18 protein-coding genes and 1 riboswitch are annotated in these 19,501 nt (G+C 43.9%); of the genes, 9 read left to right on the top strand and 9 right to left on the bottom strand.

What is annotated here, in order from left to right; translation table 11 throughout:
- Positions 1 to 285 precede the first annotated feature (285 nt).
- The 3 genes from HBHAL_RS03520 to HBHAL_RS03515 all read left to right on the top strand — a co-directional run bounded on the left by HBHAL_RS03520 (position 286) and on the right by HBHAL_RS03515 (position 1,939).
- Positions 286 to 1,068 (top strand): CAP domain-containing protein, encoded by a 783-nt coding sequence (locus HBHAL_RS03520; protein ID WP_014641968.1) that lies wholly within the window; start codon positions 286 to 288, stop codon positions 1,066 to 1,068.
- Positions 1,069 to 1,337: 269 nt separating this feature from the next.
- Complete coding sequence (locus HBHAL_RS22045) at positions 1,338 to 1,418, top strand: hypothetical protein (RefSeq protein WP_407636687.1); 81 nt, start codon at positions 1,338 to 1,340, stop codon at positions 1,416 to 1,418.
- A gap of 257 nt (positions 1,419 to 1,675) precedes the next feature.
- Entirely contained in the window at positions 1,676 to 1,939 is a 264-nt protein-coding gene (locus HBHAL_RS03515; RefSeq protein ID WP_041601185.1) for a hypothetical protein, read from the top strand.
- Positions 1,940 to 1,958: 19 nt separating this feature from the next.
- Here HBHAL_RS03515 and HBHAL_RS21330 read toward each other — a convergent pair whose 3' ends face one another.
- Positions 1,959 to 2,147, bottom strand: coding sequence for a hypothetical protein (locus HBHAL_RS21330; RefSeq protein ID WP_014641966.1), 189 nt, complete (start codon positions 2,145 to 2,147; stop codon positions 1,959 to 1,961).
- Between the two features lie 54 nt (positions 2,148 to 2,201).
- Positions 2,202 to 2,306, top strand: a riboswitch (SAM riboswitch).
- A gap of 81 nt (positions 2,307 to 2,387) precedes the next feature.
- On the opposite strand from HBHAL_RS21330, the gene HBHAL_RS03510 reads away from it, so the two are divergent.
- The 3 genes from HBHAL_RS03510 to HBHAL_RS03500 all read left to right on the top strand — a co-directional run bounded on the left by HBHAL_RS03510 (position 2,388) and on the right by HBHAL_RS03500 (position 5,805).
- Positions 2,388 to 3,497, top strand: a complete 1,110-nt coding sequence (locus HBHAL_RS03510) for a methionine biosynthesis PLP-dependent protein (RefSeq protein ID WP_014641965.1) — start codon at positions 2,388 to 2,390, stop codon at positions 3,495 to 3,497.
- Positions 3,494 to 4,693: a cystathionine beta-lyase gene (metC, locus tag HBHAL_RS03505; protein ID WP_014641964.1), complete on the top strand. Its 1,200-nt coding sequence runs from the start codon at positions 3,494 to 3,496 to the stop codon at positions 4,691 to 4,693. Before HBHAL_RS03510 ends, metC begins: the two co-directional genes overlap by 4 nt.
- A 62-nt stretch (positions 4,694 to 4,755) precedes the next feature.
- Complete coding sequence (locus tag HBHAL_RS03500; RefSeq protein ID WP_014641963.1) at positions 4,756 to 5,805, top strand: homocysteine S-methyltransferase family protein; 1,050 nt, start codon at positions 4,756 to 4,758, stop codon at positions 5,803 to 5,805.
- Positions 5,806 to 5,855: 50 nt separating this feature from the next.
- On the opposite strand, the gene HBHAL_RS03495 is transcribed toward HBHAL_RS03500, so the two are convergent.
- The 3 genes from HBHAL_RS03495 to HBHAL_RS03485 form a co-directional block, all read right to left on the bottom strand.
- Positions 5,856 to 6,320, bottom strand: coding sequence for a UPF0158 family protein (locus HBHAL_RS03495; protein ID WP_014641962.1), 465 nt, complete (start codon positions 6,318 to 6,320; stop codon positions 5,856 to 5,858).
- A 13-nt stretch (positions 6,321 to 6,333) separates the two neighbouring features.
- Entirely contained in the window at positions 6,334 to 6,795 is a 462-nt protein-coding gene (locus HBHAL_RS03490) for a YkvA family protein (protein ID WP_014641961.1), read from the bottom strand.
- 964 nt (positions 6,796 to 7,759) lie between these two features.
- Positions 7,760 to 8,584 (bottom strand): STAS domain-containing protein, encoded by an 825-nt coding sequence (locus HBHAL_RS03485; RefSeq protein ID WP_014641960.1) that lies wholly within the window; start codon positions 8,582 to 8,584, stop codon positions 7,760 to 7,762.
- Between the two features lie 719 nt (positions 8,585 to 9,303).
- Between HBHAL_RS03485 and HBHAL_RS03480 the strand changes: the two genes are divergently transcribed.
- Together HBHAL_RS03480 and HBHAL_RS03475 are read left to right on the top strand one after the other, a co-directional pair.
- Positions 9,304 to 10,563, top strand: coding sequence for an ATP-grasp domain-containing protein (locus HBHAL_RS03480; protein WP_014641959.1), 1,260 nt, complete (start codon positions 9,304 to 9,306; stop codon positions 10,561 to 10,563).
- 33 nt (positions 10,564 to 10,596) lie between these two features.
- Positions 10,597 to 12,558 carry a hypothetical protein gene (locus tag HBHAL_RS03475; protein ID WP_014641958.1) on the top strand — a complete coding sequence of 654 codons (1,962 nt, stop codon included), beginning with the start codon at positions 10,597 to 10,599 and terminating at the stop codon, positions 12,556 to 12,558.
- A gap of 359 nt (positions 12,559 to 12,917) precedes the next feature.
- Here HBHAL_RS03475 and HBHAL_RS03470 read toward each other — a convergent pair whose 3' ends face one another.
- The 3 genes from HBHAL_RS03470 to HBHAL_RS03460 all read right to left on the bottom strand — a co-directional run bounded on the left by HBHAL_RS03470 (position 12,918) and on the right by HBHAL_RS03460 (position 16,192).
- Positions 12,918 to 14,306, bottom strand: a complete 1,389-nt coding sequence (locus HBHAL_RS03470; protein WP_014641957.1) for an MFS transporter — start codon at positions 14,304 to 14,306, stop codon at positions 12,918 to 12,920.
- Between the two features lie 142 nt (positions 14,307 to 14,448).
- Positions 14,449 to 15,060 (bottom strand): class I SAM-dependent methyltransferase, encoded by a 612-nt coding sequence (locus HBHAL_RS03465; RefSeq protein ID WP_014641956.1) that lies wholly within the window; start codon positions 15,058 to 15,060, stop codon positions 14,449 to 14,451.
- A gap of 292 nt (positions 15,061 to 15,352) precedes the next feature.
- Positions 15,353 to 16,192: an Nmad3 family putative nucleotide modification protein gene (locus HBHAL_RS03460; protein WP_014641955.1), complete on the bottom strand. Its 840-nt coding sequence runs from the start codon at positions 16,190 to 16,192 to the stop codon at positions 15,353 to 15,355.
- Positions 16,193 to 16,440: 248 nt separating this feature from the next.
- On the opposite strand from HBHAL_RS03460, the gene HBHAL_RS20315 reads away from it, so the two are divergent.
- Complete coding sequence (locus HBHAL_RS20315; RefSeq protein WP_014641954.1) at positions 16,441 to 17,220, top strand: DUF5995 family protein; 780 nt, start codon at positions 16,441 to 16,443, stop codon at positions 17,218 to 17,220.
- Between the two features lie 122 nt (positions 17,221 to 17,342).
- On the opposite strand, the gene HBHAL_RS03450 is transcribed toward HBHAL_RS20315, so the two are convergent.
- Entirely contained in the window at positions 17,343 to 17,831 is a 489-nt protein-coding gene (locus HBHAL_RS03450) for a divergent PAP2 family protein (protein WP_041601183.1), read from the bottom strand.
- Between the two features lie 119 nt (positions 17,832 to 17,950).
- Positions 17,951 to 19,450 (bottom strand): FAD-binding domain-containing protein, encoded by a 1,500-nt coding sequence (locus HBHAL_RS03445; RefSeq protein ID WP_014641952.1) that lies wholly within the window; start codon positions 19,448 to 19,450, stop codon positions 17,951 to 17,953.
- Positions 19,451 to 19,501 lie beyond the last annotated feature (51 nt).

Genomic DNA, 19,501 nt, shown 5'->3' with positions numbered 1-19,501 from the left:
AAAAACCAAGGTACTAAAACCCCTGTCAACCGTCTAATACCGCTAATTTATACTACTAAATGATAAAAATTCCAATAAAAGATTTATTTTACTATTTTCATAGTAGTACTTAAATTTCCCGAAATTTAAAGATCTATCTGCTTTCGCCGAAGCGATAATTTTCCCTAAGAGATGTTCAGAGTTAAGTTCATCTCTTTATTACTAAAAAAATCCAATATTATTACAAAAACCAGATGATAGGATGAAATTGTTCCAAAAACATAACTTTCAAGGAGGAATTCGAGTATGAAAGGCAAATCATTGATTCTATCAGGAGCTCTTGCACTATCACTACTAGCTTCTCCAGCAACTTCTCTCGCATCTTCAGGAGACAGCGAGTCTCATAAATTCCAGCAAGGAAATGTTCACATACAATACGTGGTGAACTGGGTTCACCAAAATGAAGAAGCCTTAAAGAGTCAAAATATCCAACAAGTGGATATTCAGTCTCTTCGGGAGCAATTCCAAACTCAAACTCAACCTGAAGAGAAACCTGAACAGCCAAAAGCCACAGTTCAGGAACAACCGGTGAAAGAAGAACCAGCAGAACCTACTCAGCAAGTACCTGAAGCTCAGCCAGAAGAGCAGGAGCAGCCGTCCGAACAGGCCGTTCCTCAAGACAACACGACAGAGCAAGCCGATCAATCTGAAATCTCAGATTTTGAACAACAAGTTGTAGAGCTGACCAACCAGGAACGCGCGAAGCAGGGACTAGAGCCTCTCGAACTAGATACAGAGTTAAGTGCTGTCGCGGGAGATAAGTCTCTCGATATGCAGAAAAATGACTACTTTTCCCACACAAGCCCAACCTACGGATCTCCGTTTGATATGTTAAGAGACTATGGCATCGACTACCGTACGGCTGGTGAAAATATCGCTATGGGCCATACTTCTCCTGAGCAAGTAGTCCAGGGCTGGATGAATAGTGAAGGTCACCGTAAAAACATCATGAATCCGAACTTCACTCACATCGGGGTCGGTTATGTAGAAGACGGAAACTACTGGACGCAAATGTTCATCGGAAAATAAATAGATTTCCGTATATTAGCCATCGGGGATACAGTTCCCGATGGCTTTTTATTATGGCAATTGCCCTGTGAGTCTGTTCTATTGCGCCGCCTCCCCACCTGTAATTCGGTCGTTCTGCCTTAATAAGTAAGTCTTCAACACTCCGCCTCTTTAGACAGCCTTTCTGGATAAAACCACAACGATATCTAACACATCCATTTGTAAAAATTTCAGGACGACTCAAGATGAATTGAGGTACAGCCTAAATGGAATCTCCCGAATAAACAACAATCTATATGGTGGATAATACAGCCAGGGACACCGGACAAGAAGTGCCCAATTATAAGTGGTTTACAGAAGCCAAATCATAATATAAATAGAAATTCCAAGCACCTGTCAGTCGGGTTTTTTTCATGACTGTTTAACACTTATATAAAACTATATCTTCTCCCTCCCTATGCGTGTTCACAATATTTTAACAAATACCCTGAACCCTTGTTCCATCCACTCTCATGACTTTTTTTCTTATTTATATTTGGAAAAAACAGAAAATTACCTTGCAAATAGACTGAATATTACGTAAAATCAATCATAATTTATAATAATAAACTATAAGGAAGTGAGCGTAATGCAGACTCAATCGGTGAGTACTCTATATAATGTATGCCCTCTCTGTCACGGATCTGGAAAGTATAAGGAATATGATGATGGAAAAGCCAATTTAATTGTGGACCATTACCAGCGTGTAAACTATGCCAATGAGACACTAGCCTGGAAGATGGCCATCGAAGAAACCAGTTATGTGAAGGAATGCTCGAAATGTCACGGCAAAGGTAACGTCCTGAACAAAGAAGGCGAACAAATGTATAAGCAGCTTCAGCAATATGCATAAAATCATTCCCCCCCTGTCTTTAGGTGGACTGGGGGGTTAAATGATTTTTTTCAAACAAAGTATCAGTTTTAGAAAAATGAATTTTTTCTGAAAACTCTCTTGATTCTTGAATTGTTTTCCTGTATTGTAAATCGCAAGCGAAATGATAACCGCCTAATTTTTGAAAGAAATTTTTAGTAATTTTTAATATCATTCTTGATTTAAGCATACCTTTCATGTAAAGTGTTCAGCAGTTGATTTTCCAAAAATTACATAATAATAAAACTTATCCAGAGAGGTGTAGGGACTGGCCCTTTGATACCTCAGCAACCAGCCATTGGCACGGTGCTAAATCCAGAAGGTAGTAGTTATACCTTGAAGATAAGGAGACTCTTTATACATAAAGGACCTTCTTCTTCAAGGAGGTCCTTTTTTTATATCCATTTTTTTTACGAAGGAGATGATCACCATGGCACGGAACAGGATTGAAACAATTTTAGCCCAGCTAGGCAATAACAGTGATGAAGAAACAGGGGCTGTGAATCCGCCCATCTATTTATCTACCGCTTATCAGCATAAATCACTCGGGGTATCCACCGGATATGATTATACCCGCACCAAAAACCCGACACGCCATCTTCTCGAAGAAGGCATGGCCCAGCTTGAAAACGGTGATCAAGCCTTCGCCTGCAGTTCAGGAATGGCAGCGATCCAGTTGATCCTTTCCCTGTTCCGTGCAAATGAAGAATTGATCGTTGCGGAAGATATTTACGGCGGCACGTACCGTTTACTCGAACACTACGCAGATGCTTACCAGATCCATTCAACCTACTCCGATTTCACGGATGTTGAGAGTGTCATTACCGAGAAAACAAAAGCCATCTTTCTTGAAACGCCGACCAACCCGCTGCTGCAGGAAGTGGACATAGAAGAAGTTTCAAAGATTGCTAAGAAGCATAACCTTTTGCTCATTGTCGATAACACATTCTTAACGCCTTACCTCCAGCAGCCGCTGGACTTAGGAGCGGACATTGTGATCCACAGCGCTACCAAATATATTGGCGGGCACAACGATGTATTAGCCGGTGTGGTCGTCGCCAAAGGAGAAGAGATTTGTGAGAAGCTCGCTTTCTTCCAAAATTCATCAGGTGCTGTCCTCTCCCCTTTTGACTGTTGGCTCTTAATACGTGGATTAAAGACCCTGCCGCTTCGTTTCGATAAACAGCAGGCGAATGCGAAGGCTATTGTTGAGTTTCTAAGAAACGATCCGGGCATTAGAAAAGTCTTTTATCCTGGAAAAGGAGGAATGATTTCATTCCGTGTGGAGGATCCTTCCAGCATCTCTGATTTTCTTGAGAATTTGTCAGTCATCTCTTTTGCCGAAAGTCTCGGAGGAGTCGAAAGCTTCATTACGTACCCGGCCACGCAGACGCACGCGGATATTCCAAAAGAAGAACGGGAAGAACGCGGAATCTGTGACCGTCTGCTTCGCTTCTCCGTAGGTACAGAACATGAAGACGATCTGATTGATGATTTGAAGCACGCTCTCTCTGCTATTCAAAAGGAGGAAATACAATGAGGCCAGAAAACGATCAGTTGGAAACCCGTTTCATCCACGGCTCTGCGAATAATCGAAGTCATCACGAACCGGCTACCGGTGCAGTGAATGTACCAATCTACTTATCCTCAACCTTCCATCAGGAAAGCTTCGATACGATGGGTCCTTATGATTACAGCAGGTCCGGAAATCCAACGAGACAGGTGCTTGAGGATACAATCGCTAACTTGGAAGGCGGCGCAAGAGGTCTCGCCTTCTCATCTGGCATGGCAGCTATCTCCTCTGCCTTTATGCTGCTTTCCGCCGGTGACCATGTACTTGTTTCCAAAGATGTCTATGGCGGGACATTCCGATTAATCACCGAAATGCTTGGCAAATACAATATCGATCACACTTTCGTTAACATGACCGATCTCAACGAAACCAGCCGGGCGATCCAGTCCAATACAAAAGTTATTTATGTAGAGACGCCGTCCAACCCTTGCTTAAATATCACAGATATTGAAGGAGTGGCAAAACTTGCTAAAGCCCATGGATGTTTAACCTTCGTGGATAATACATTCATGACGCCGCTCTATCAGAATCCACTTGAGCTTGGAGCCGATATCGTCCTGCATAGTGCGACCAAGTTTTTATCCGGTCACAGTGATATCATTGCAGGGCTTGCCGTAACTAAAAATGAAGAACTTGGAGAGAGACTCGCTTTTATTCAAAACTCCTTCGGTTCTATTCTCGGCGCTCAGGACTCTTACCAGCTCATTCAGGGGATCAAGACTCTCGGTGCCCGGCTGAAGCAGTCGTCAGACTCAGCACTTAAAATTGTTTCTCATCTGCAAGAGCACTCCCTGGTGGAAGAGGTTTACTACCCAGGACTTTCCCATCACGCCGGTCATCCGATTCACCGTAGACAATCGACCGGAGCAGGGGCCTTGCTGTCATTCCGCCTGGCGGATAAAGAAGCAGCCAAAGCGTTTGTGGAGCAGATCCGTCTCCCTGTCTTTGCCGTTAGCCTTGGGGCTGTGGAATCGATTCTATCTTATCCGGCCACGATGTCCCATGCAGCTATGCCGGAAAAAGAACGAGCGAAACGTGGTATTACTGATGGTTTGCTCAGACTCTCCGTCGGACTTGAACACCCCGGTGATTTAATTGAAGACATTGAACAAGCTTTACAGGCAGTTGCCCGTACCAGACAGAAAGTCGGCGTGTCCCTGTAAAAAGGGCATTAGCTTTCAACTAATATAATTATGATTACAAAATGGAAAGGTTGTTGAATGAAATGAAACGATCATTAGAACAGAGATTACAGGATGGACCCGTTATTTGTGGAGAAGGATACTTATTTGAACTGGAGCGTCGCGGCTATTTACAGGCCGGATCCTTTGTACCTGAAGTTGCCCTTGATAACCCTCAGGCACTAAAACAAACGTATCGTGACTATATGCTCGCAGGCTCCGACGTCGTCTTGGCGTTTACCTATAACGGTCACCGCGAAAAAATGAGAATCATCGGTAAAGAGGAGTTATTAGAACCGCTTAACCGCCAGGCTATCCGTCTAGCTAAAGAAGTGGCGCAGGAACATCCAGAAGAAGAAGCGCTCGTAGCCGGAAACATTTCCAACACGAACTTGTTCAACCCGGATGATCCTGAAGCTGTTGAAAAAACAAGAAGCATGTTTGCAGAGATGATTGGCTGGTGTAAGGAAGAAGGCGTAGACTTTGTGAACGGTGAAACCTTCTATTATTATGAGGAAGCCCTTATTGCTCTTGAAGAAATTCAAAAACAAGATCTCCCTGCTGTGATCACGTTCGGTCTGATGGGCGAGAATATCCTTCGGGACGGCTATGAGGTAGAAGAAGCCTGCCGTCTATTAAAAGAAAAAGGCGCTCTTGTCGTCGGAATGAACTGCTTCCGCGGACCAGCTACAATGCAGCCATATGTAGAAAAAATCCGTAATACCTTGGACGGTTATGTAGGGGCCCTTCCCATTCCTTACCGCACGACGGAAGAACACCCTACCTTCTTCAACCTGCCGGACGGTGGCTGCGCTTGTACACTTCCGACAGAAACGACGTTCCCAACGTCTCTCGATCCACTTTACACGAACCGCTATGAGCTCGCCGAATGGGCCAGAGAAGCACACAGCATTGGCGTGAACTACCTGGGACTCTGCTGCGGAGCTTCTCCGGCTATGCTTCGTGAAGTAGCAGAAACCGTAGGACGTACGGCTGTAAACTCTACGTATTCCCCGGATATGGAGAAACACTTCCTGTTCGGCAAGGACGATACACTGCAGGATCACATCACTTCTTATAAGACGAAAGCATAAATAAAAACCGCCTGTCCGAATTGCCGGACAGGCGGTTTTAAAAGTTTTATTTACTCTTTGTAAGGAATATCGTTGTCCTCACACCATTCAATGGCAAGCGCTCGATAATAGGTACTCTGATAATCATACCATTGATCAGCAACCCCATAAGTCACAATCTGATCTTTAAATCTGCGGAAAGCGCCCTTCCCACGGATCGCTTTTGATAAATCGTTACGCGCCTGATCATCTTGAAGCGAGTCGATGAACGATTCCATTAGCTGATACTCATCAACATCAGAACAATCCGGCACTTGAGCATACCGTGTCTTATTCTCCAGAATATGCTGCGCTAAATGGCGTTCTTCCCTTTCCCATTCCTGCAAATGATCGAAGTCCTCTTCCTCTTCTACATCTTCTATCGCTTCATCAGTAACGTTTACAATCTTGCCATCGATTTTATCTATCAGCGCCAAGTTGCCTTCTACCTGCAACTCGATGGCGTCGGCCACTTCACGTATGTCTACTTGATTCATAACCTTCCTCCATCTATTGCTGTGGATTTTCTGCTGAATCTTTGGACGGATCTTCCAAATCGTTCAATACGGACTCTCCGAACAGACTGCTCACTCGATTTCGTGCCTGCTCCCTCACATTCTCATCAATATGAGAAATCACCTGATAGACCGCATAAACGATGACAGCACTGTCATCCGTGAAACCGACGACTGGAATAAAGTCTGGAATTAAATCAACCGGAAGGATCAAATAACCCAGCGCACCGGCAATTGTGAGCTTCGCTTTCTTCGGTGTATTTTCACTCTTAAATGCATAATAGAGTAAGAGACTATAGTACACAATTTTCGATCCAATCCGGCTGCTATTCGTACGGATCTTTTCCCCATATTCTTTCTCCGAAAAATGCTTCCTGCTGCGTTTTATAGCTTTAGCTGGATTCAGCTTTTTTAATCTGTCTCGATAGCGTTGTTTTTCTTTTAGTTCGCTAGTCATTATTCATCACCCTTTTGGGGTACTTTTGACAAAAAAACCCTTGCTTAAACCTATTTTAAGAAAAATGGTAGATTTGCCATGCTTTTATATAGATAGGGGATCCATACGGATCTTCTTATCTATAGGAAAGTGTCTTTTCACCTGGATATTATAACTTAAAAAGTTAAACTCACCCCTTCAAGCCAACGATCCAAATTTAACTAAAAGACTCTGTAAACGTATATTGTTGATTTTTCTTATAAAGCTTATTACGCAATAGGGCCGGATAGTTGAAGACTCAGTTTCGAGATAACTTGGGTCCGTTGCTGATATAGAGAGGGGCTGGCTACGGAAACAACTCGCTTTCCTGCGGGGGAACTGGCAAGCCTCCTCAGTCGTTAACACTCCTTGTGGGGTCTCGCCTAGCTCCTTCTCCCGCGGGAGTCTCGTCGTTTCCTCCGCCATCCTATGATTGAGGAGTGAACGGACCCTTCTATAAGAGAGTTAATCGTTCTGGATCAGCCTTAACCCCTTATATATCAGGGGTTGTACACTTAAATAAGCTAGATATTTTTTTGCTCTCCAGTTAAGTTTAGCAGGCATCTTGGGTGGATTTCGAGTTTCTTATTCGGCCAGGTCCGGAGGGGGATGATGTAGACTCCTGCGGGATGAACATGATCGGTGAGATCCCGCAGGGCTGTTAAGCCCGAGGAAGCTCAGCACATGCCCGCGGAAAGCGAAATCATCCCCCGCAGGACCTTCCGCTCAACAAATGTCTCGAAATCAAGTCTTCAAGTAATGGGAGCTTATCCTTAAAATCCACACAGAAGTTTAACAGAGTCAACAACAAAGCATGATCTCTTATTGGAACCCTCCCGTCTATTTAAGACTTGAATTCAATATAATTATTGAATCGCTCCTTAGCTACTGTTGTGCCAAATAAAATACGCCATATCTTTAAAAGGGGTGCGGTACTTTATTCGAATTAGGGAAGGAAATATTTGCTTAACGCTTGCTGTAAAGTAGCTAAAGTCTCGGTCTGAAAATTGAATGTAAGCCCGGTATTCAAGACCTCTCGTACGATTTCTTGACTTAGACCAGTAATCACCGTTTTGCAGCCCATCATATTCAAACCATCAATACTCTTCTTTAATTCGATGATAGAATCACGATCCATTAATGCGACTCCGGATAAATCCAGAATTAATGTTGCTATGCTCAATTCAGAAACCTTTGTTAACACTTTCTCTTGAAGAATTTCGGCACGTTTAGTATCCATTGTACCGATAAGAGGAAGAACGAAGATGGAATCATCAATAGGGATAATGGGTACAGAAAGGTTTTCAACCAACTGCTGCTGAGCCTTAATTAATGCATCTTTGTATGTTGAATAACGAATGAAGAATGTATTCAAAAAGTCATCTACACGATTATTAATTTCGGTTTCCAACTGAAAAAAATCCTCCATTTGGTTATTTTCGTTCTCTTTATAGTATTTTTCTATAAATAACCACAACGATCTACGTATAGAATGGACCCATTCTAGCTTGAATGATAGATCAATGGAGTGCGTAGCCCAGGCAACCCCCTCTTTTTCAGCAAATTTCTTCAAGGATTCATCTTCTTCATTAATAATATACATAACTAAGGTATGCGCATTGTTAACAAGGTCAATGTTCCCCACTCGCATGATTTCATCAATCTTGTCTTGAACATTCTCCGCTTCCGATAAAAGAGTGTCTTCAAAGACCTTACTATTTTCCGTAAAGAATTCTTTAAATCGCTTTGTGAACCCATAAGACTTTTCCATAGGACTCGCCCCTTTCTCTATTCTTTTAAAAATACTATTCATAGTAGAAACCACGAACCTCTATTGTTGGAACAAATTCCATTATCCGTCATAAATCCATAATGCCAGACAATTTCCCATGTAAGGAAGTATAATAAAAACAATCACTCAACTACTAATCTAATGATCTCTTCCAACTTAAATGCAGAATCAGAGATACATGAATCCCAATTTCTTTTATAATTTTTTTATTAAACAACACTCCTCAACCCCAACCTTGGTACTTACTTCAAAATACCATTAATTAATCAGTATATATGAAATAATGCAGAATTCTTTTTGTACTATATTCTATAAAAGGATAAATCTTCCTAGAGGATTATGGATATTGATTTAATATGAACTTCAACAATCCTGCCTTACAGACATATACACCTATTCAGATCACTAGGAACAACCTATAACAATCCCTTATTATTAAAACTTTGCAAACAGGTTTATTCTTGTCTATTTGTTGGTATATATTGTCATTACCATTCCTGTTATTTTATTAAAGGATCCTCCTGCATATAGTGTAGAAGAAACACGAATTTTGACTTTGATTGTCGAATGCAATAATAATGCTTACAGTTTTTGCTAGACTTTGATACTTTTAAAATGATAGAGACCGTTCATGACTACAAGGAAAAATGATGCGGTTTCAAATTCCAGAAAAGTCATTTTAAAAGGAGAGCGATGAGATGGAACTTGATCAACTTGAATTGAATACAACTGTAGAGGAATCGGAGAAAACGAAGCCTTATTATACAGCTTTGATTGGATGGAGCGTGCAGGCAATAGAAGCTGCCGCGAAAATGAACCGGCCGTTCATCGTAGTGGGTCCGCCCGATTTTGAATCCTATGCTGAGAAACACGAAATTCCGTTTGTCGGATGGGATTTCAACAAGATCAATGAAAGCTCTGATCACCTCTATATGCAGCTGAAAGAAATGGGCGCAGAAGTAGCCGTTCCTTTATATGAAGAATGTGTCGAGTGGGCTGGAGCCCTAAATGCCCGCTTCCGCGAAGATCCGCGTGTATTTAACCGTTCCTTATTATTACGGGATAAAGGGATGATGAAGCGTAAAGCGCAAATCTCGGGTATTAAGGTAGGCGTTTTTGAAGAGGCGCGCAGCAAAGACGACGTAGAACGTTTTTTAAAACGGGTAAATGAAGCGTTGCTTAAGATAGATGGCGATCATCTTGATCCGATCCACGTAAAACCACTGGACAAAGCTGGATCTGTTGGTCACCTGGCTATCAATACCGCCGAAGGAATTGAACAAATTCAGGATACAGACTTCCCGCTCTTAATGGAAAGTCATCTGGATGGACAGGAGTTTTCATGTGAAGCCTTTGTTCATAAGGGAAAGGTTCGCTTTCTAAATATTACGGAATATATTCGTTTAGGCTATTCCAATTTTGTCCCCGCTTCGCCATCACTGGAAGAGAAGAGACCTCTGATTGAACGAGCGGTCCAGCAGCTGGTGGATGCCTTCGAAATCGAATACGGCGTGATCCACCCTGAATATTTCCTCACTCCAGATGGAACCCTGCACTTCGGTGAAGTGGCTGCCCGTGTGCCAGGCGGACATATCTTTGAGCTTATTGAGCGTGCTTACGGATTCAGTGCCTATGAAGCACAAATTCTATGCAGTGATCCGAATACGACCGAAGAGGAAATGGAGCAATTCTTCCCGGATCCGTACCAATATGAAGCTTACGCTGGATGTCTGATGGTCCATCCTAATACGGATTATGTAAAAGACCTTGAAATCCCTGAGGAACTGGAGCACCATTCCTACTTTGAAAAACACGATATGTTTACCCCGCCTCAAGGTAAAGTAGCCGAACGTGTGGGTTTTGGGAACCATTATGGGACCATCTTTTTCTACGGAAAAGATAGTGAGGAAATGACGGGTCTTCTGAAACGTTACGAGCAGTATGATTTCTACGTCTAGACAAGTGAAGTTTTTATAGAAAGGAGAGGTGAAATGCCTCAACCTACAGGTGTTATTATCGAACGATTCTCTCAGGCCCTGGCTGCTTTAGAAGAAGCGCCGCCTTTTGCAAAATCAAGATACCAGACCGATGTCTATCAGGAGGCCAATCGCCTCATCGAAACGGAAAACGGACTGGAGCACCTCTATGGATATGCCGACCGATTCGAACAAACCGGTATATTCCAGGATGGACCATGGGAGGAAGCGAATAAGCTTCAACCCCCACTAGTTGCTGGATCCTTAAAAGCAAAAGGACTGCCGATGATCATTGAGATCTTAAGTGAGCTGCGTATGCTGGCTCTTGCGAAAGAACGATATGTCAATCCAGCCGTAACTCCGCAGATGGCAGAAGAATTTCTAAATGAAGTGATGGTTCTTAACTTGAACCTTCTATTTCCGGATGCTTCGGAGAGCGCACGGATTGAAAAACAAGAGAATGATGAAAAAGCCAGTGAGCTCTTTCAGTTCTTAGCGAACCATCTTTCATCTAACGCGCTCATTCAGACGCTGATTGACGAAATCAAACGCCTGACCGCGCAGCGTCCGATTATGATTAAGCGGACGGTATCCATGATTCGAATGGCCAAAGAAATGTTAGAAAGAGAACATGAGGACAATGACAAATCTGAACTTATACGCTTTATCGCTGCGATCGAAGGTCCATCAGAGATCAGCAGCCGTTATAAGGATGTGCACGCTTACCGCGCGCAGCTCAAAGGGCTGTCACGCTCGGAGCTTATTTCAGAAAGCGTTTCGTTTGCTAAGTCCATGCGTGCCACCGGTCTCGTTGCACCGCATCATGCAACGTTGATCCGCTACCTGTCGAAACGGATGCCGCAATTGCTGCCTCATGCGCTTGATTTGAGCAGCAAAGGAATTGCCAACCTGGAGGAAAATAACGAGCTCGTGATTCAATTGATCCGCGCATCCGTTTTTCCAGCAACCCGTCAGGCTATTTACGGGCTTGCACTGATGCTTGAGCGAGGCGTTCTCTCTCACTCTCCTGTTCCACCAGGGTTACGGCGATTAATCGAGCTTGATGTTCGCCCGGATGTCAGAAACGCTCTTGCGCAGACGACCAACGTTGGAGAAGGATTAACAGCAAATAACATTCTCGTTGCCGCGACAATCCAGGTGCTGGGCCAGCCGCTCGGTATCGGGCAGGGATTCAATCCCACCTGCCAGGCTGCCAGAGGAATCAGCTTATGGGCGCAGCATGCTCCAGGGTTCTTACTGGAAATCATCCCACGCGCAGCGCGGGATGGGGACATCGATTTTATGTTCGAAGGGCAAGCCATACACTCTAAAAATTTAAGTGGTGGACTCGCTCCCGAGCTGCATAAAGAACTCGATCCGATCTCACTCATCCTTGTTCCTCATTTGGACAGGATTTACAGCGAAATGATGTCACGTGTAGCTCTACGCGGGGACGACGGACACCGATGGGTCAACCCGGCCTTTTACGGCAACTGGGTTCAAAAAGGTTTCGCCAATATTATCGATCCGCTAACCGGTTATGTACAGGACTATCCTGGATTTGTACGACTGTTTTACGCTACCCACCATACCGACTACAATGACGATTACGAAATGATTTATCCAAATCCCGTTGGAATTTTTATAACAAATGTTCACGGGAAGCTCTTGGGACTTCATGCCGTATCCATTATAAGAATCGGTGTAGACCCTGAAGGGAAAGACAGGATCTATTTTTACAATCCGAACAACGACGGTTCCCAGAACTGGGGGCAGAATATTGAACCAAGCGTAGCTGGAAATGGAGAAGAAGAAGGCGAGAGCTCCCTTCCATTCCATGAATTCACCTCAAGGCTTTATGCCTTCCACTACAACCCTTATGAACAGGGTGAAGCCTACGCTGTCGATGATTCCATAGTTCAGAATGTTCAGCAGCTGGCGAAAGAAAGCTGGGGCAAGGATTATACGTGGGTATAAGGTTGATAGAAGCCAGACTCTCTAGATGAGGGTCTGGTTTTTAGTTTGGGAAGTAGTCATGAGACATCCTGATTTTTTTAAATAGGCTCCCGGATATGTAGGACCCATTTGCACTCTTGGAAAGGATAGTGACTGGGAAGGAAACTTTTCTCCCACACCTTCTGCGCCACCTCCTGGATACTTGGATTTGGCTGGTGATTGAGTGGAGTTACCTAGATTGGGCCGTGCTCTCCTTCAATTGGGCCGTGCTGACTTAAACCCCGGCATTGATGCACGCAATCTCCAGATAGGATCAGAAATCAGAGTCAAATAAACAAAAAATCCCCCAGCATCCACGTATATGCTGGGGGATTCTCAATTTAATAGTCTGACGCTGCTTTCTTTAAGGCTAGGGATTTTCGATTATAAAATAAATAGAATTGCCCTAGCGATAATAGAATAATAATGGAAAAACCTAAGAAAATGTTACTGTAAATCGCCGTATCTCCATTGAAACCCAGCCAGTTGAGCGGTCGGGCAGGGTCGAACAGGTCCAGTGTTTTACCAATGACGGCTCCGCTTAACGCACCGGACACAAAGTTGAGTAGATTGAACACACCCATGCCTACTCCGGTTTCTTTTTTATCGAGCAGATTGGCAAGAATATCAGCGGACGAGGCCTGGACAAGTGGAAAGCTCATATAGGCAACGATAATGGTTGCACTTACGATGTACTGGTTAGCTCCTACAATCATGGAGAGCAGGAAGAATCCAGAAGCAAGCAATGTCATCGCCAGGTAAAGCACAAAGGTATTCCCTTTAGAATCTACCAGATTTCCGCCTTTTTGCCCCATAAGCGCAGCACTCAAGGCTCCTGGGAAGAGGACGAGCCCAATGGCCATCGTGCCCAGTTGGTACGTATCCCGGAACATGATCGGAAGCATGAACATCATGCCGAATAAGCAAGTAATACTTAGAAAACTTGTAATAATGGTGGACCTGTATTTAATATTTTTAAATAAATGCGGAGGAATAAATGGCTCTTCGATGGCCTTCATTCGCCATAAGTTTGAAAAGAAAAACAGAGCAGTTAATCCGAAGATCCATGGAATTCCGAGTGTAATCCCTAGCAGCAATGTGGAAATGAATCCAGCAATCAAAGCCGCTCCTATATAATCAATGTAGCCTTTATTAGTCTCTTCCTGTGGCAGATTTCTTCTAAGAAAAGGCAGTGTGACAATAATTAACGCAGACGTCAAAAATAAGTAGCGCCAATCCAGGAATCCGGCTATAAACCCGCCTGCAATCGGCCCTATGCCTGAGGCAAATGCCATAACAGAGGATACAATGCCCAGTACTTTCCCTCTCGTTTTAGGAAAGTAACGAATGGGTGCTAAAAATACTAGCGCGGGAATCATCGCTCCGCCTACGGCTTGAATGACGCGGGCCACAAGGACCATCCCATAATTCTGAGCAAAGAAACCAAATAACGATCCCACTGCAAAAATTGTCAGACCAACCGTTATTAAGGTACGGAAGGGATAAAAGTCCGCGAGTTTTCCATACGTTAGCGCCCCCACCGCGTATACCATAATATAGCCGGTCATGACCCAGCTTACTTCTGAAGGCATCAGCTGATACGTCTTCGCTATATCCGGCACAGCAATATTAAACATCGTTCCGTTCATCACGGAAAGCATAAGAACTGCACATAATGAGACTAATAGTCTCGTCGGATTAGGTACAGACGATTCATGTTGCTTCTCCAATCTAATGCCCCCTTTTTATTTCGCATCTCGAAATGAATCCTAACGAATAAGAGAGCACATTGCAAAGATAATGAACCGGAAATCGAATCTTTTACAAATGAATTCCTCTTTTCAGCTAAAACACATGTCGCTTTTTTTATACTTAGGAATACAATGGTCTCGCCCACACGAGATGAATGGAATTAAGAAGTGAGCTTTCCACCCGCTTTATTTCTAATGTTGATTCGTCAAACAGCTTCAACATATCCCTGTTCACATGGCACCCAATCCGATTTTTCACCAATGGATCCATCATGTGTTGAAGACTGGAAACCAGTCGGTTTGTACTCACGCCGTGTTCCAGCAGAAGGATTTGTCCGTCTTCCTTACATAACGTTCCGAGCTTCTCGAGTACCTTTTCCGGATTGGGATAGGAGCACATCGACAAGGTGGATACGACCGTATCAAAAGAACGGGCAGGCAAGTCGAGCTCCTCAACATTCTCAACTATAAAATCCACCTTCAGATTCTGTTCAGCCGCTACTCCTCTGGCCTGTTCAATCATGGTCGGGCTGAAATCCACTGCCGTTATCTCAGCATCTTCAGGGTAGTATTGAAAATTTGTTCCTGCCCCTACCGATATTTCCAGGATGTTCCCTTCGGCTGAGTGCAGCAACCTTCTCCGCCATTTATGATCGATGGTTTGTTTTCTTGCACGTTTGGCATATTTTCCGGCCTGTTTCTCAAAGAGTTTAATTTGTCGATTGATTTCCAATGAAGGTCTCCCCTTTATAGTGAAATAGAAAACAAAAAAGTTTCTGACCTCCTCCTTAATTATCCAGAGCGTCAGAAACTTTTCTCCTCAATCTACCCTTGCTTGACCATTTCTTCTTGAAGCTTTTCCTCATTCAACATCGACTGAACCAGCTGATCGATTCTTTCGATTTATTAGTCCTATTATACAATAAAAACCATATTCTCTTAAAATATCCTCTAGCTCCACAAGGATTTTATTACATAAAAAGACCTGAACCACTAAAGTTCACTGTGATCCAGGTCCTTTACCATTAAGAAAACACTTTTCCTTCTGCAATTAAACGCTCCGCCCATTCCACTACATTACGATTACTACTCACATACATCTCCTGATCGCCTCTGCCAGAAGTCTGCATATCAATCCCGTCAGGTCCTTCATTCCATACTTTAATATTATGGGTGAACTGCGGCTGTTCATCTTTGAAACAGGTAGGCAGTTTCCACTGGGTGCGATTTTTCGCCCCTTCTTCTGTCAGTACTAACCTTTTCTCATAACCGAATGTACCCCAGCCTCTTTGACCCGGGTTCTTAGAAAAGTCAGGAGTAGCCGCGTAGAGACTATTACGTTTACTTTTATTATCCTCTTTTTCCTGGATGTGAGGATGATATTCAGCCCAAGATGGTGCCTCACCTTTATACACGTCCCATACCTCGTCCACTTCAAGGTAGCCAAAAATCACATGAAGATCCGGTGCGTCCGGAACATAACGATACTTCCCATTTACTTTTTCCACTTGTTTAAACCAGCCGAAAAAAAGAAATAGATCTCCCAGGCCGACATCCCGGTTATGCAAGGTGCCCTGGGATATACCACTTTGACCAAACAAGCCCCGCCATTCTTCCGGGCGGTTCTTCATCATAGTGGACTCCAAATCAGGGTCCAGATGGGTTTCAGAAAACTGATTAATTCCTAAATCTTTCATGATGTCCAGATAGCTTTCGCTGCCTACCGCGCTGAGGTCTTTATAAAATATCCCTGTATCTGCTCTTGGAATATGAAAAGGCAGCAGGCTATCTGCGTAAATCGGACTAGGCTTACCGCCCGTACTGCTGTCAAAACCTTTTCGGCTCAGGATGACTTTTCTTACCACAAGCATCGCCTCCTATTATAATTCACTCCTCACCCAAACTTTTTGAAGTTAAAGAATTTCCATTAAAGCTATTAAATTTAGGTGTTATACTAAACATGATTACAAATTGAAACATAACTTTACTTCGGCTGAAATACTCCACAATTCTTATCCCAATCATTTATCACGACAATTTAATCATTTCCTACTTCGTTGTCTAACTCATACTTTTTCATCAATACCTATTAACCTTCGAGGGAGCTGATGGAATGAAATCTATAAGCACGCCCGAAAAACAGGTAGAAACATTGGAAGAAGTCATTGAATTAATGACAGAACACCTCCACGCTCTTCAACGTACCGGTGACTACCGGGCTGTATTCCAGCATGTTTATCTATTAATGACACGGGAAATGCAGCTGCGTCTTGAATCTGGTTTCTTTGAAGATTCTATTTGGATGGAACGCGTTCTTGTACGTTTTGCCCACTATTATTTTAGCGCCGTCAACGCCTATGAAGCAGATATTTCTTGTGCACCCGCATGGAAGCTTGCTTTTCAAATAGCTGAAGAAAAACAGAGCTTCGTGCTGCAAGATGCACTCCTCGGCATTAACGCCCACATTAATCGCGATCTCCCCATGGTCTTACATAAAATCCTTATTGAAGATCATACTTGGCCTAATGCTCGTCTTATGCTGCACCGGCGGCGGGATCATGAACGTATAAACGATGTATTAGGGGATCTGGTGGACATCGTGCAAGACGAATTAGCCAAACACTATGCCCGCTTGCTACGTTGGGTAGATGTTCTTATGGGGCGCAACGATGAAACACTATCTTCTTTCTTTATGGCTAACTGCCGTACAAACGTTTGGTATAATGTTGAGCTGCTTCTGGACGTCTCAAATGAAACTGAATTCCAGAATCAGCAAGAACGAATTGATGAAGAAGCCTACCGTATCGGACTCCAAATCGCCGACTCTCCTTTTTCAAAATACCGCTTCATTAAAAACCTCGCCCCTTTCATGAGGAGATATCATTGGTTCTAATCCAGAATACGCCAACCTCTTCCTATGAGCAGGACCGTTCGAATGAATTCACTATAAAGCTAAAAATAGCAGCCCTTGCTTCGGGTCTGCTATTTTGGTCTTCCTCATGTACGTATTCGAATTTAAGATTCACTTACTTTCTTCTCTCTATTTTCAAACTTGGCTGATATAAAACCAAGCACAGAACCAAAAATAGCCCCGCCGAGCACTTCAACCGGCTGGTGGCCTAATAGTTCTTTCAATTCCTTCTCGCGCTCCACAAACTCAAAGCTTGGAAAGTCGAGGGCAATTTCAGCGAAATTATCCTCTAAGTCATTGACCAGTTTAGCGATCTCTCCTGTATGACGGCGAATGCCCTGCGCGTCGTACATGACAATGACACCAAAAACGGTCGCCAGCGCTGTTTCAGGGTGGCGGGATCCTTTATTAGCTGCTATGTAGGTGGTTAGCGCAGCAACTCCAGCCGAATGGGAACTTGGCATGCCACCGGTAGTCGCCACCTGTTTCACATCCCACTTACCTGTCAATCTTTTGTACGTTACAATTTTGAGTGCCTGGGCCACCCCTATGGCGGTTAATGCGGTCAGTATTCCTCGGTTCATCTTCTGCATGTCGTTCACCCTTTACTTTACAATCTTTCTACTTTCTTATACTCATTTCATTACCCTAAATATAGTGTTTTATGCGGTTATTCATTAATTTCTTTCCATGGGATACGGCTTTCTTTAGATCATTCGAACAGGTCCAGAGATAATTGCTCTTCTGTCTGCCGCTCTCGTTCCTTCTCTTTCCGTTTCCTGCTTCCATGCTTTTTCAGCTGCTTTTGTGCTGTGGACTTTGCTTCATCAGTCTGCTTGACCGACCACAACAAGTCCCTTGCCTTTTTATTAGCAGAAGGGATATCAACAATAGGAGACGGGTAATCCAGTTCGTTAAAGTTCGGCAACTGCCAGGGCTGATGAATGAAGGATACGGGAATAGCTCGAAGTTCAGGTACGAACCGCTTGATGAACACTCCGTCCGGGTCATGATCGATGCCCTGCTTGACCGGATTGTAAATACGTATCGTATTAAATCCGGTCGTGCCTGACTGCATTTGAATCTGGCTGTAGTGAATGCCTGGTTCATAATCCAGAAAAAGTCCTGCAAGTGCATGACCAGGTTTCCGCCAGTCCAGCAGCAGCGTGTTGCAGACGAACGATACCACCATCGCACGCGACCTGAAATTGACCCAGCCGTTTTCGTGCAGAGCCCGCATGGCTGCATCAATCATCGGAATGCCCGTCCGCCCGTTGTACCAGCGCGTAAAGGCTTCTTCATCCCACTCGGTGCGGATCTGATCAAATGCCGGGTTAATGGCGTGCTCTGTAATGGATGGATCGTCCTCCAGCCGCTGGATAAAATGACAATGCCAATGAAGCCGCGACATAAACATCTTCAAGTGCTTACGTCCTTTTGGAGAGGCGTCCATCTTTTCACGCGTTTTCTGTACCGCATAACGCATCGATAAGTTGCCCCAGGCGAGGTATGGAGAAAGCCGGCTGCACGATTCAGCTGAAGCCATTGGTTTTGAAATATGAAAATGATAGCACTGATACCGCTCGTCTAAGAAATCATTAAACGTGTGGTGAGCTCGACGTTCACCGCCAACCTGACCAGTTTCGATCAGCTTTCCTCCAACTTCAAAATGGTTGAGTACCTCCAGCTGATCCGTCAATAAATCAGGTGTCTTATCGGTCTCCACACAAGTGATGTGCTCTGATACAGGAATCAAGGGCTTATTCATAAACTGTTCCCAATAAGCTTGAAAATCATTCCTGGACTTCAATCGTCGTACTACACCATAATGCTGATACTCCCGGAAATCTAATCCGCGCTCTTTCATCCACTTATGCACACGCAGATCACGTTCGTATGTATGAGGTGTTCCGTTTTCTTCATGAGCATGTAAAATGAACTCACCAAAGGTACGATTTATGCCCTCTAAGACTTCCTCTATCTCGCCTATAGCTGTAAATAGATTGCCGCCTTTTTGCCGGAAACTTTTCTGAAGATCCATGAGGCTTTCTTTCACAAAATGAAAATGGCGTGCCGAGAGTTCCTGCCCCTGCCATATGGAAGGTTCTGCAATGTAGATAGGAAGAATCGGTTCGCCGCCCTGGACTGCCTCATAAAGCGGCTGATGATCGTATAAACGTAAATCCCGTTTCAACCAGACCACGTGCAGCATACCATCCACTCCTTGTTTATAGTATGTCCATTGTATAATTTAGACGCTGTC

The organism is Halobacillus halophilus DSM 2266, from assembly GCF_000284515.1.
Lineage (GTDB): Bacteria > Bacillota > Bacilli > Bacillales > Halobacillaceae > Halobacillus > Halobacillus halophilus.
This window is presented reverse-complemented; position numbering and strand designations above follow the sequence as displayed.

Excerpts from the sequence above, each read along its gene's own strand:
- HBHAL_RS03520 (WP_014641968.1), top strand. The coding sequence starts at position 286 with ATGAAAGGCAAATCATTGATTCTATCAGGAGCTCTTGCACTATCACTA.
- HBHAL_RS03515 (WP_041601185.1), top strand. The coding sequence starts at position 1,676 with ATGCAGACTCAATCGGTGAGTACTCTATATAATGTATGCCCTCTCTGT.
- HBHAL_RS21330 (WP_014641966.1), bottom strand. The coding sequence starts at position 2,147 with ATGCTTAAATCAAGAATGATATTAAAAATTACTAAAAATTTCTTTCAA.
- HBHAL_RS03510 (WP_014641965.1), top strand. The coding sequence starts at position 2,388 with ATGGCACGGAACAGGATTGAAACAATTTTAGCCCAGCTAGGCAATAAC.
- metC (WP_014641964.1), top strand. The coding sequence starts at position 3,494 with ATGAGGCCAGAAAACGATCAGTTGGAAACCCGTTTCATCCACGGCTCT.
- HBHAL_RS03500 (WP_014641963.1), top strand. The coding sequence starts at position 4,756 with ATGAAACGATCATTAGAACAGAGATTACAGGATGGACCCGTTATTTGT.
- HBHAL_RS03495 (WP_014641962.1), bottom strand. The coding sequence starts at position 6,320 with ATGAATCAAGTAGACATACGTGAAGTGGCCGACGCCATCGAGTTGCAG.
- HBHAL_RS03490 (WP_014641961.1), bottom strand. The coding sequence starts at position 6,795 with ATGACTAGCGAACTAAAAGAAAAACAACGCTATCGAGACAGATTAAAA.
- HBHAL_RS03485 (WP_014641960.1), bottom strand. The coding sequence starts at position 8,584 with ATGGAAAAGTCTTATGGGTTCACAAAGCGATTTAAAGAATTCTTTACG.
- HBHAL_RS03480 (WP_014641959.1), top strand. The coding sequence starts at position 9,304 with ATGGAACTTGATCAACTTGAATTGAATACAACTGTAGAGGAATCGGAG.
- HBHAL_RS03475 (WP_014641958.1), top strand. The coding sequence starts at position 10,597 with ATGCCTCAACCTACAGGTGTTATTATCGAACGATTCTCTCAGGCCCTG.
- HBHAL_RS20315 (WP_014641954.1), top strand. The coding sequence starts at position 16,441 with ATGAAATCTATAAGCACGCCCGAAAAACAGGTAGAAACATTGGAAGAA.
- HBHAL_RS03450 (WP_041601183.1), bottom strand. The coding sequence starts at position 17,831 with ATGCAGAAGATGAACCGAGGAATACTGACCGCATTAACCGCCATAGGG.
- HBHAL_RS03445 (WP_014641952.1), bottom strand. The coding sequence starts at position 19,450 with ATGCTGCACGTGGTCTGGTTGAAACGGGATTTACGTTTATACGATCAT.